General features: G+C 33.9%; 14 protein-coding genes. 6 read left to right on the top strand and 8 right to left on the bottom strand.

Annotated elements, in window-relative coordinates:
* Positions 1-13: 13 nt before the first annotated feature.
* From paaE to ACOQOS_RS10375, 3 genes are all read right to left on the bottom strand, one after another.
* Positions 14-1087, bottom strand: coding sequence for a 1,2-phenylacetyl-CoA epoxidase subunit PaaE (gene paaE, locus ACOQOS_RS10365; RefSeq protein WP_420574893.1), 1074 nt, complete (start codon positions 1085-1087; stop codon positions 14-16).
* 195 nt (positions 1088-1282) lie between these two features.
* Complete coding sequence (locus tag ACOQOS_RS10370) at positions 1283-1468, bottom strand: hypothetical protein (protein WP_420574894.1); 186 nt, start codon at positions 1466-1468, stop codon at positions 1283-1285.
* Positions 1469-1587: 119 nt separating this feature from the next.
* Positions 1588-2166: a TetR/AcrR family transcriptional regulator gene (locus ACOQOS_RS10375; RefSeq protein ID WP_420574895.1), complete on the bottom strand. Its 579-nt coding sequence runs from the start codon at positions 2164-2166 to the stop codon at positions 1588-1590.
* Between the two features lie 110 nt (positions 2167-2276).
* Here ACOQOS_RS10375 and ACOQOS_RS10380 point away from each other — a divergent pair, with 110 nt between their 5' ends.
* Positions 2277-4037: an aromatic amino acid hydroxylase gene (locus ACOQOS_RS10380; RefSeq protein WP_420574896.1), complete on the top strand. Its 1761-nt coding sequence runs from the start codon at positions 2277-2279 to the stop codon at positions 4035-4037.
* Here ACOQOS_RS10380 and ACOQOS_RS10385 read toward each other — a convergent pair.
* From ACOQOS_RS10385 to alaS, 5 genes are all read right to left on the bottom strand, one after another.
* Positions 4015-4212: a GldL-related protein gene (locus tag ACOQOS_RS10385; RefSeq protein ID WP_420574897.1), complete on the bottom strand. Its 198-nt coding sequence runs from the start codon at positions 4210-4212 to the stop codon at positions 4015-4017. The genes ACOQOS_RS10380 and ACOQOS_RS10385 overlap by 23 nt on opposite strands.
* Positions 4213-4320: 108 nt before the next feature.
* Positions 4321-4551 (bottom strand): hypothetical protein, encoded by a 231-nt coding sequence (locus tag ACOQOS_RS10390; protein ID WP_420574898.1) that lies wholly within the window; start codon positions 4549-4551, stop codon positions 4321-4323.
* A 206-nt stretch (positions 4552-4757) separates the two neighbouring features.
* A complete protein-coding gene (locus tag ACOQOS_RS10395) occupies positions 4758-5708 on the bottom strand; it encodes a GSCFA domain-containing protein (RefSeq protein ID WP_420574899.1) in 951 nt (316 codons plus the stop codon).
* A 3-nt stretch (positions 5709-5711) separates the two neighbouring features.
* Positions 5712-6113 (bottom strand): hypothetical protein, encoded by a 402-nt coding sequence (locus tag ACOQOS_RS10400; RefSeq protein WP_420574900.1) that lies wholly within the window; start codon positions 6111-6113, stop codon positions 5712-5714.
* Between the two features lie 31 nt (positions 6114-6144).
* A complete protein-coding gene (gene alaS, locus ACOQOS_RS10405) occupies positions 6145-8757 on the bottom strand; it encodes an alanine--tRNA ligase (RefSeq protein WP_420575141.1) in 2613 nt (870 codons plus the stop codon).
* Positions 8758-9022: 265 nt separating this feature from the next.
* On the opposite strand from alaS, the gene ACOQOS_RS10410 reads away from it, so the two are divergent.
* From ACOQOS_RS10410 to ACOQOS_RS10430, 5 genes are read left to right on the top strand one after another with little or no spacing between them, the layout of a single operon-like run.
* On the top strand, positions 9023-10003 hold the full coding sequence (locus ACOQOS_RS10410) for a peptidoglycan DD-metalloendopeptidase family protein (RefSeq protein ID WP_420574901.1): 981 nt from the start codon (positions 9023-9025) through the stop codon (positions 10001-10003).
* Entirely contained in the window at positions 10003-10332 is a 330-nt protein-coding gene (locus tag ACOQOS_RS10415) for a MerR family transcriptional regulator (protein WP_420574902.1), read from the top strand. Before ACOQOS_RS10410 ends, ACOQOS_RS10415 begins: the two co-directional genes overlap by 1 nt.
* Positions 10333-10380: 48 nt before the next feature.
* Positions 10381-10971, top strand: coding sequence for a LemA family protein (locus tag ACOQOS_RS10420; RefSeq protein ID WP_420574903.1), 591 nt, complete (start codon positions 10381-10383; stop codon positions 10969-10971).
* Positions 10972-10985: 14 nt separating this feature from the next.
* Positions 10986-11426 carry a TPM domain-containing protein gene (locus tag ACOQOS_RS10425; RefSeq protein ID WP_420574904.1) on the top strand — a complete coding sequence of 147 codons (441 nt, stop codon included), beginning with the start codon at positions 10986-10988 and terminating at the stop codon, positions 11424-11426.
* On the top strand, positions 11426-12259 hold the full coding sequence (locus ACOQOS_RS10430) for a TPM domain-containing protein (protein ID WP_420574905.1): 834 nt from the start codon (positions 11426-11428) through the stop codon (positions 12257-12259). The genes ACOQOS_RS10425 and ACOQOS_RS10430 overlap by 1 nt, the downstream gene beginning before the upstream one ends.
* Positions 12260-12492: the final 233 nt, after the last annotated feature.

The raw sequence follows: 12492 nt of genomic DNA on the forward strand, positions 1-12492 counted from the left end.
CCTAATTATTTATTTACACATCAAAGTCTACTACGACTTTTTCTGTGGTTGGAACTGCTTGACATGATAATACCAATCCGCTTGCGAGTTCTTCTTCGACTAATGCATAGTTGATTTTCATTTCTACTGAACCTTCAACTACTCTACATTTGCAGGTACTACAAACACCACCTTTACAGGCAAATGGTAAGTCGGCACCAGCAGCTAATGCTCCGTCTAGTATGTTATCGTATTCGTCTTCCATGATGAAATGAAATTCTTTTCCTCCATCGACGATGGTTACATCTGTTCCGTCTACTTTTTGTTCTAATATTTCGGCGATGTGTGCATTTGATGCTTTTTTGTCTCCCGAAAAGAACAATTCGTAGTGAATGTTTTCTTTTGGTAAACCAGCAGCTTCTAATTCATCTCTGATGAGAAAGATCATTTCTTCTGGTCCACAGATAAAGCAGTCTGCCGTATCATTGATATCAATAAACGTTTTTGTGAGTATTTGGATTTTTTCTGGTGTAAAACGTCCATTTAAAAACTCAATATCTCGTTGTTCTTTTGTTAAGAAATAGAATATATTAAAACGCTGTAAGTATCTGTTTTTCAATTGCTCTATCTCTTCTTTAAAGATAATAGATTTTACCGTGCGATTCAAGTAAAATAATTTGAACGTGCTTTCTGGTTCTAATTCGAGATGTGTTTTTATGATGGATAGCATTGGTGTTATTCCACTTCCGGCAGCAAATGCAATATAGTTCTTCTTTCCATTTGGATCTACTTCTACATAGAAACGTCCTTGTGGCGCCATTATATCAAGCGTATCACCTGCTTTTAATTCTGTATTTGCATAGGTTGAAAATATTCCTCCTGAAATTTGTTTTACTGCAACTTTCCACTGATTGTCTACTGGACTTGAACATAAAGAATATGATCTACGAATATCTTCTTCATTGATCATTTTTCGTAATGTGAGATATTGCCCTTGAATATATTTGAATTCTTCCTGAAGATTTTCAGGAATGTTGAATGTAATTACGGTACAATCTGAAGTTTCTTTGTATACTTCAGCCACTTCTATTTCATGAAACTTTGCCATGTATTTTTTAGTTGTTTTCACAAAACTAACAATTGTTAGTTTGACTTGCAACCGTTTTTTTATTTAAAGAGTTCATTTAGATTGATTCCAAATTATATTTTTAAAGCCTTTCGAAGGTGATTTAAGCAACTTATATTCAGTTAATTAAAAAAAGACGCTTTTTCAAGCGTCTTTAGCGTTTTAAAGTTATTAATATTACATACAGATATTACAAGTCTGTTCATCACATGTAACAGTAAGTAGATTACAGTTTATACATGTTTCTTCTTTTACACAGGAATTACTTCCTGGTGGTACAGGTGGTCCGCCAGCAACTACTGCATTTAGATTTGAGATCATACTTTTCTTCAATCTCAAACCATTCTTAGGTTTGCTTTTCATTTTATGGTAGGTTAAAAATTAGTATAACTTAAATATACGTAAGATAAAACCTACTTTTCGAGGGTTTTACAATAGACATTTTAACGCAACACTATAGATATTTTATAGGTTTACCATCGTTAGGCAGTAACTCCAGTGAGCAAAACTTGACTCAATTTACCGATTAAGTTTTCTTTTATAATGTCTTCTTTTTTAGGAATCCACAGATATAACGAGCGCAATGTAGAGAGAATGGAGAATAGTATTATTTCGATGTCTAAATTTTTGAGTTCTCCATTTTGAATTCCATCTTCTAAGATTTGGCGAAAGCTTTCTTCGTAGTTTCTTCGCAATTGTAAGTAATAATCTAGTTTTCCTTCTAGGTGCATCCAATCATTATTCATAGTTGCCATTTTAGAAGGATTATCCATCGTAATTTGTACATGCAGCTTAATGATTTGCTCTAACTTTTGAATGCTTGTAGCTTCTTGATTTGATAGAATTTCAGACATTCCAGCAGTAAATTGCTCTCCAATTTGGATGATGATATCTGAAAGTATTTGTTGTTTTGATTGTATATGATTGTACAAACTTGCTGCTTTTATTCCCATAGCTTGCGCAATATCACGCATAGTTACTGCACTGTATCCTTTTTTTTTGAAAAGCATTTCAGCAGTACGTACAATTTCTTCTTTTCTCGTTTCAGATTTTTGTGTCATGGTCTCGCCCTTAAAGTTTGTGAAGATACATATTTTATGAAATACGTTGAATTTCTATATTTTATTGTCTTACTATTTTATGTTTTAATAGCTTTGTAAAAATTTACCGCATGAATCAGTATATTGAAATGAATCCATTATTGGATAAACTTCCTCCGCATTTACAACAATACATTAAACCGCAGAATTACGATGATTATACTTCTATAAATCAAGCAGTTTGGCGTTATGTGATGCGAAAGAGTGTTTCATATTTGAGTACTGTAGCTCATGATTCGTATTTAGACGGTTTGGAGAAAACTGGAATTTCTATTGATGCTATTCCAAGCATGTATGGAATGAATCGAATTTTGAAAGAAATTGGTTGGGCAGCTGTCGCGGTAGACGGATTTATTCCTCCTAATGCTTTTATGGAGTTTCAAGCTTATAAAGTGTTGGTTATTGCAAGTGATATTCGTCAGTTAGAACATATCGCATATACACCAGCTCCCGATATTATTCATGAAGCTGCTGGGCATGCGCCAATTATTGCCAATCCAGATTATGCAGAATATTTGCGTCGTTTTGGAGAGATTGGTGCTAAAGCTATTTTGTCTGCTCATGATAATGATATGTACGAAGCGGTTCGAAAGCTTTCTATTGTAAAAGAAGCACCTGGAAGTACTGTTGCTGAGATTGAAGCTGCAGAAGCAAGTGTAAATGAATTGCAATCAAAAAAGGTAGAATTGTCAGAAATGGCGATGATTCGAAATTTACATTGGTGGACTGTTGAATATGGTTTGATTGGCAATGTTGATGATCCTAAGATTTATGGCGCTGGACTTTTGTCCTCTATTGGCGAAAGTAAATGGTGTATGACTGATAAAGTAAAAAAGATTCCTTATTCAGTTGATGCAGCTTACCAAGAATTTGATATTACACAACCACAACCGCAATTGTATGTAACACCCGATTTTTCGTATTTGATGCAGGTTTTAGAAGAGTTTGCAACAACTATGGCATTACGAAAAGGTGGTTTTAGAGGCTTACGAAAGTTGATTAATTCTAAAAAGATAGGAACTATTGAGCTAAGTACTGGATTGCAAGTTTCTGGAGTTTTTACTGAGATGATTACGAATGAAGATAATGAAGTTGTATTTTTTAGAACCGAAGGACCAACTGCTTTATCGAATAGAGAGAAAGAATTGATTGGTCATGGTGTTACAATGCATCCGCACGGATTTAGTTCTCCTTTAGGGAAATTGAAAGGAATCAATTTAGCTATTGAAGATATGAGTCCGAGAGACTTGAAAGCGTATAATTTTTATGATGGCGAGCGCATTGCTTTTGAATACGAAAGCGGAATAAAGGTTGAAGGTTTGAATGTTACTGGAATTCGTAATATTCATGGAAAACTGATTTTAATTCAATTTACAGATTGCACCGTTATTTATAAAGATAAGGTTTTGTTTAAGCCTGAATATGGAACGTTTGATTTGGCTTTAGGTAAAGAGATTGTTTCTGCTTATGCTGGCGCTGCCGATTATAATTCGTTTGACAGTATGCACTTTAAATCTGAAACATTGACTGTGAAAGTTGAAAAATCTAAGGAAGATAAAGATTTAGAAGCTTTGTATACGAAAGTCCGTAATTACAGAACTCAAAAAGATACTTCCGTTTCTTTGGAAACAATTTTTGAAACACTTACTAGCAAACATTCAAAAGATTGGCTATTGCTACTTGAGTTATATGAGTTGGTTGATAAAAGTAGTCTTTTAGAAGAAAAAATTTCACAACGTTTACAAAACATCCAACAAGAACGTCCTGATATTGCTCAATTGATTATTGATGGAATGGATTTAGTTGTAACTAGCTATTCAGAAAATCTTTAAATTTCTTTGTAGACAATAATTTCCATATACCTAATAGTATTGCTAATCCTTCCATAAGTGAACCTACTGTTAAAATCTCTGATCCATATGGCCAATGCTGAATTTTAAATAAGGTACCAATAATCGTAATAAAAATACCTAATAAGAATAGCGCTATAATGTGTTTTACTTTCATGTATATATGTTTTACTGATTTTCACATCTAAGTTAGCATTTACTTTCAGAATAAAAATTTTAAATAAAAAAGGCTACAAAACTGCAGCCTTTGTAAGATAGCATTTGTTTAAGCTAATGTAACGCCACTACATTCGTAAAAATGCTCATTATATAAAGTACTCATCGTTACTTCATCATCTAAATATCCTCCGGCTTCTCCATCTGCTAATGCCATTGCTGTAGCATAATGATTGCATACCATAAGAACGTTAGGATCTATTCTTCCTCCTTGAATTTCTGACTGTTGAGTTTTACTTAAACCTTTTACTCCTTTTAAGTTTGAAATTTTTTTTAACATACTAAATAGTTTTAAAATTAATATATCTCAAACCTACTATAAAAGCGACCTCAACCCAAGGTTTAGAAACCTTGATTATCGAATTGAAGGCACAAAAAAGTAATCAATAGTTCCCAAAAATGCAAAGAAATTGCTTTTTAAAAGCTCTATATTTTATGATTTATGAATTGTAAACACTAAGAAGTAGTGTGCAATTGGAAATGTATTTAAAACTGAATATGCGGAAAGTCTTGCTGAAGTTTCTCTATTTTAACTTGAAGATTTGCTATGAATTTTTGATGCTGTTCAGATTCAGGATTGAAAGGTTTGTGCGCCAATCCCTTTTGGATTTTTTCTATAGCTTCCATTGTTTTTTCACTTTCTTGAGAAACCCAAGTATGTGTAAATTTCTCCCAAATGTAGTCAATTGCTATTGAGTTGGGATGAATCATATCTTGTGTGTAAAAACGATAATCTCGCAATTCGTCCATCATGATTTCATACGATGGAAAATAATGTATTTGATGACGATTTGATACGGTTTGATGAATTCCAGCTAATAAATGTGCTTTGCTTTGTTGATTTTCTATAAAACCATCTTTTACATGTCGTACAGGTGAAACTGTAAATAGAATGGTAATTTTCGGATTAATACTTCTTAATAAAGCAACACAATTTTCAACACTTGCCGCTACTTCATCTACTGGTAGTATTTCTTTTAAAAATTGCTTTTGTGGTACTTTATGACAATTAGCCACAATGGTATCCGTTTCAATATGTCTATATACCCAAGCAGTTCCTAGAGTTATGATAATGTGCGATGCTTCAAGAAGAAACGTGTACATTTCCGCCATAGCGGTATTTAAATTATTCAACAATACATTCTTATCAGGATGACTTAGTTCAGAATGCGCGTCAAAACAATGCCAACGTTCATTAGCATAGAAAATATCTTCTTCGGTATAAGTACCTTGATTAATAGCTTTTAGAATTAGATTTTCAATCGCTTTTGGCTGAAATAAAATTCCGAATGGATTTTGAAGCGTTTTTAATTTATAATACGCTAATTTTTGACCAATATGTGTCGAAAAACAAGAACCCAATAAACACACATTTGAGTTGTATGTTATTGGGTTGTATATTTCCTTTTTTAACGGAATATTGGTTTGTAATATCATTTGTTACTGCTTCTTTGCGTCTGCTGCTCTTTTGGCTGTGAAATACATTAAATTCAGTCTGTTTTTCATTCCTTGTGTAAATCCTACAAGCTCTTTGCTGTCATATGTTACACCTTTTCGTGATTCTAATTTTAAAATCGCATCACTTGTAGCTCTGTCTAATTTACCTTTTTCAACGATATCATATTCGTTCAATAATTTTAGATAAATTAATTTATCCTGAAAATCAGTCACTACTTTTGGTGTTGGTTTTTCTAATTTATACCACTGACCTTTTTTACGAGGCATTTTACACCAAATGTACACATCTTCTTTTTCCTTTTTTTCTTCTACCTGAGTACTTTCTTGTGCAAACATTGGTATTGTAAAAAACAATGCTAATACTGCGATATATATTTTTTTCATTTGACTATTATATATGGGTTATTATTTCTTTTTATTTTACATATTCACGTACGCGCTCTATTGCTTTTGGAATTCCGCCAGGGTTTTTTCCTCCTGCTGTAGCAAAGAAAGCTTGTCCGCCACCGCCGCCGTGAATTAGTTTTCCTAACTCTCTTACTACTTTTCCTGCATCATATCCACGTTCTGCTACTAATTCTTTAGAGATGTAACATGTTAACATTACTTTACTTTCTGTTGCTGTAGCAAAGAATAAAAATAAGTTTTTCATTTCTCCACCTAGTTCAAAAGCAAGGTTTTTGATTCCATTTTGGTCTAAATCTACTTGTTTTGCTAAAAACTGAACACCGTCAATATCTTCAAGCTCATTTTTAAGATCGCCTTTTAAGTTTTTTGCTTTGTCTTTTAAAAGACTTTCAATCTGCTTTTTCAGTTTAGCATTCTCATCTTTTAAATCTGTTACTGCTTTTACGGTGTCTTTCGGATTATTTAAAACATCTTTAATTTCGTAATATGCTCTATTATTTTCAAAATAGAATTCTTTTGTTGCATCGAAAGTGATTGCTTCTATTCGTCGAATTCCTGCCGCAACAGCACCTTCAGATTTGATCTTAAAATGCCAAATATCAGCTGTGTTTTCTACATGCGTTCCTCCACATAATTCAATAGATTGACCAAAACGAATAGAACGTACTGTATCACCGTATTTTTCACCAAATAATGCCATTGCTCCATCTGCCATTGCTTCTGCAACAGGTCTGTTTCGTATTTCTTCTAATGGAAGTTTCCCTTCTATTCTTGCATTTACAAAATTTTCCACATCGCGCAATTCTTCTACGGTCATTTTTGAAAAATGAGAGAAATCAAAACGTAAATATTTAGAATGTACTGCCGAACCTTTTTGTTCTACATGTGTTCCTAAAACTTCACGTAACGCTTGATGCAATAAATGTGTTGCTGTATGGTTTGCCGCTGTACGTTCACGTTGTTTTTTGTCTACAACTGCACGCAATGTTTGATCTACATGCTTTGGCAAGTTCTTAGCCAGATGAATAATTAAATTATTCTCCTTTTTCGTATCTAAGATGTAAACAACGTCTCCGTTAGGCACTTCTAAGTATCCTTTATCTCCAACTTGTCCTCCGCCTTCAGGATAAAATGGTGTCATGTTAAATACCAACTGATATTGTACACCTTCTTTTTTTGTTTCAATTTTACGGTAGCGTGTAAGTCTTACATCTACTTCAAGTGTATCATACCCAACAAATTCTTCATCTTCATCTTCTAGTAACACAACCCAATCGTCAGCTTCAATTTTAGTTCCTACACGTCCGTCTTCTTGCTGTTTTTTGAGCGCTGCATTAAACTCGTCTTCATTATACGTTAATCCGTGTTCACTTAAGATTAGTTCTGTTAAATCTTGTGGGAAACCATACGTATCTTTTAATTCAAATACTTTTTTCCCAGAAACTACTTTCCCTTCTACATTTTCAATGACACGATCTAGCAACACTAAACCTTGTTCTAAGGTACGTAAAAACGATTGTTCTTCTTCTCTAATTACATTCTGAATCAATTGTTTTTGTTCTTTGATTTCAGGAAATGCTTTCCCCATTTTTTTATCTAAAACGTCTACTAAACGATAAATAAATGGCTCTTTTTTATTTAAAAATGTAAATCCGTAACGAACTGCTCTACGTAAAATTCTACGAATTACATATCCTCTTGTATTGTTGCTTGGCAATTGCCCATCAGCAATAGAAAAAGATACGGCGCGCACATGATCTGCAATGACACGAATTGCGACATCTACTTTTTCATCATTCCCATAATCTACATTAGCAATGGTTTCTATTTCTCGAATGATAGGTGTAAAAACATCTGTATCATAGTTTGATTTTACATCTTGTAAAACCATACACAAACGCTCAAATCCCATTCCTGTATCTACATGTTGGGAAGGAAGTTTTTCTAAAGATTTGTCTGCTTTACGATTGTATTGCATGAATACTAAGTTCCAAATTTCCACTACTTGCGGATGGTCCATATTTACTAAATCAGCTCCTGGAACTTTTGCTTTTTCTTCATCAGAACGAATATCAACATGAATTTCAGAACAAGGTCCACAAGGTCCTTGACTTCCCATTTCCCAGAAATTGTCTGCTTTATTCCCCATTAAGATTCGTTCTTCCGGAACAATTTCTTTCCAAAGATCATACGCTTCTTGATCGAGTTTTAAACCATCTTCTTCACTTCCTTCAAAAACAGTAACGTATAAAATATCTTTATCAATTCCGTATACTTCTGTCAATAATTCCCAAGCCCAAGCAATGGCTTCTTTCTTAAAATAATCACCAAAACTCCAGTTTCCTAACATTTCAAACATGGTATGATGATAGGTATCATAACCTACTTCCTCCAAGTCATTGTGTTTTCCACTTACACGTAAGCATTTTTGAGTATCGGCGATACGATTGCTTGTTGGCGTTCCATTTCCTAAGAAATATTCTTTAAAAGGTGCCATTCCAGAGTTGACAAACATCAAAGTTGGATCGTTTTTCGTCACCATTGGCGCAGATGGTACAATTTGATGTGTTTTAGATTTAAAAAACTCTAAAAACTTAGCTCTAATATCCTGAGATTTCATGTGTAATTTTATATTGTCACTCAATGGTCGCATGCAATTTTCTTTTTCTCATTTTGTTTAAATGATAGCGTTTTTTTGCATGCTCATTTCATGTATTATACTTTTATATTGTATGCTTCAGACAACTCTTTTTTCTATTAAAATTATCTTAACCTACTTTAAAATTTCTAAAAACTGTGAAACAATAACTATATTTGTTCGTCTTACAGCTGCTTCGTGATTTACTTTTCACGAAAATTTGTACAAAAATAGAATAATTTAAGGAATGAGTAAGGTAAAATATTATTACGATTCAGAAACATTGTCATATCGCAAGATAGAAACCAAGCGTGGACGCAAAATTGGCTATATTTTCTTGTACATTGCTTCTGTTGTTTTATGCTCTTTTTTGCTACTTGTTTTATTCTTTTATACACCATTTTCATTTGAAACACCAAAACAAAAAGTGGTTGAACGTGAATTGGAGAAAATGCAATTACAATATAAATTGTTGAATAAAAAGATGGAACAAGCGCAAGCTGTTTTAGAAAATTTAGAAGAAAGAGACAATAATATTTATAGATTGTATTTTGAAGCCAATCCAATTCCTGAAGAACAACGCAAAGCTGGTTTTGGTGGAGTAAACCGTTATGAAGCGTTGTACAATTATGAAAATACTGATTTATTAATTTCTACTACAAGAGAGCTAGAAAAATTACAGAAACGCATGATTGTTCATTCTAAATCCTTAGACGAGATTGCTAAGTTGGCGGAAGATAGAGAAGAGTTTTTGGCATCTATTCCTGCAATACAACCTGTAAACAATGAAGATTTGACACGCATGGCTTCTGGATATGGATGGAGAAACGATCCATTTACAAAAGCTAGAAAAATGCATTGGGGAATGGATTTTACCGCGCCAAGAGGTACACCTGTATATGCTTCTGGTGATGGTGTTGTGATTAGATCTGATAATTCTGCTTCTGGTTTTGGAAAGCATATTCGTATTGATCATGGATTTGGATATGTGTCATTGTATGCGCATTTGAGCAAGTACAATGTTCGTAAAGGAACCAAAGTAAAACGTGGTGATTTAATTGGTTTTGTAGGTAGTACAGGACGATCACAAGCTCCTCATTTGCACTATGAAATTCGAAAAAATGGCGAAAAAATAAATCCAATCAACTTCTATTATGGAAACTTATCTGCTTTAGAATTTGAAGAATTACTTAAAAACGCCGCTAAACAAAATCAATCGCTTGACTAATGCATATTGATTTACCAGACAAATTATATTACAGTATTGGCGAAGTTGCCAAGGCTTTTGGTGTAAATGCTTCTTTGATTCGTTTTTGGGAAAAAGAATTTGATGAAATTCAACCAAAAAAGAACGCAAAAGGAAATCGTAAGTTTACACCAGACGATATCAAACATATTCAACTTATCTACCATTTAGTAAAAGAACGTGGCTTCACACTCGACGGAGCAAAGGTTCACTTAAAAGAGGAAAAGAAAAAAACACTTTCCAATTTTGAGATTATTCGTAAATTACAACATATTCGAGCTGAACTTGTAAAAATCAAGGACAACTTGTAACATTTGAACCAAATACAATACTATACTAATAAATAAACCCGAATAATTATGAGTAAGAAATCGTTAATTATCCTCGTTGTTGTTGCGATTTTAGCAATTTTCACGTACACCAAATACAACGGAATGGTAGTTTTGAGAGAAGATGCTAAAACAGCATGGTCTAACGTAGAAAGTGAATATCAACGAAGAAGTGACCTTATTGGAAACTTAGTAAAAACGGTAAAAGGTGCTGCCGATTTTGAGCGCACAACACTTGAAGCAGTAATTAATGCAAGGTCAAAAGCTACGCAAACACAGATTAATGTAGATGATTTGACGCCAGAAAACATGGCAAAATTTCAACAAGCACAAGATGGATTATCAGGAGCATTATCACGTTTACTTGTTACTGTAGAACGTTATCCTGATTTGAAAGCCAATCAAAACTTTTTGAAGCTTCAAGATGAGTTGGCAAGTACTGAAAATTCAGTTCGTACTTCAAGAAATCGTTTCAATTCTGCCGTAAATGATTATAATATCGCCACAAAAACGTTCCCAAATAATATGCTTGCAGGCATGTTTGGATTTAAAGAAATGGCACGTTTCAAAGCAGAAGCAGGTACAGAAAAAGCGCCTGATGTAGAATTTGATTTTCAATAAAACATTCACAATTTATGTCTAAAGTAGAAGATTTCCTTTCCGCTAAGGAAGAACAAGAAATCATTGCTGCCATTAGAACGGCAGAACGAAATACTTCTGGTGAAATTCGTGTTCACATTGAAGATCATACAGATGCAGATACTTTTGATCGTGCACTAGAAGTATTTCATCTGCTTAAGATGGATAATACCAGACTGCGTAACGGTGTACTTATCTATGTCGCTGTTGCGGATAAATCATTCGTTATTTGTGGAGACAAAGGGATTAATGATGTAGTTCCTTGTGATTTTTGGGATAGCACACGTGATGTCATGCGCACTCAATTTCAACATGGAAATTTCAAACAAGGTTTGATTGATGGTGTCCTAAAAGCTGGTTTAGAATTACAAACACATTTCCCATGGGACGCTAATACACACGAAGACGAACTACCAAACGAAATTTCAAGAGGCTAATGCTTAAAAACTTTCATATAAAACATCTACACACTTTTATCTGTATCATCGGATTGTTCTTTTTGAACATTTCGCATGCGCAATTTGATATTCCTCCAAAGCCAACAAAAGCAAATCCTGACGCTGTTTATGATTATGCTAATTTACTTTCAAGAGCAGAAAAAAATGCACTAGAGAATAAACTTATCAAATATTCTGACACAACGTCTACACAGATTGTTATTGCTATAATTGAATCTACCAATGGAGAAAGTATTGGTATGCTTACACCAGAATGGGGACACAAATGGGGCGTTGGACAAAAAGGAAAAGATAATGGTGTCATGGTTGTTTTAGCTGTGAAAGATCGTAAAATTTGGATTTCTCCTGGATATGGTGCCGAAAACAAATTGACCGCTGGTATTGTTGGACAAATTACACGTAATCGCATTATTCCATTCTTTAAAAAAGGCGATTATTACGGCGGATTAAATGAAGGTGTTAATAGTATTATTGAAGTTTTAGAAGGTGAATTTACAGGTGAACGAAGGCGCTCAAGCAAAGGAATTCCCATTGGAGTTGTATTCTTTTTGATCATCTTTTTTATCGTTCTTGTTTCTATTTTGGCAAATAATAAACGAGATGGCGGCGGAAATAATCATGGAGGCGGACGTAGCACTGGAAACGATTTGTTGGACATTATCATTCTCAGTAATTTAGGAAAAGGATCTTTTGGCAGTGGAAGCGGAAGCAGCGGAGGTGGTTTTGGCGGAGGCGGAAGTTTCGGAGGTGGTTTTGGTGGCGGTTTCGGCGGCGGCGGATTTAGTGGCGGTGGCGCAGGTGGAAGTTGGTAGTTTTGACGAGTTTCGTTATCACAACAAATAAAATTACCGTAATCAACTTTTAGACTAACTTAGATTTTCTCGAATTATTGTGGTTCGTCATTACTAGAAAGTAGAGAAAGTAAACCTTGTTGATAGCACCTAATTTCAAAGTATTTCTCGATACAAATTTGTTTAGCAATAGCTACACTAGGTATTTCCAATCAAAATATATTTTGATCTCAATAATACTCGAAATGACGCTA

This window comes from Kordia sp. (genome assembly GCF_965224175.1).
Classification (GTDB): Bacteria; Bacteroidota; Bacteroidia; order Flavobacteriales; family Flavobacteriaceae; genus Kordia.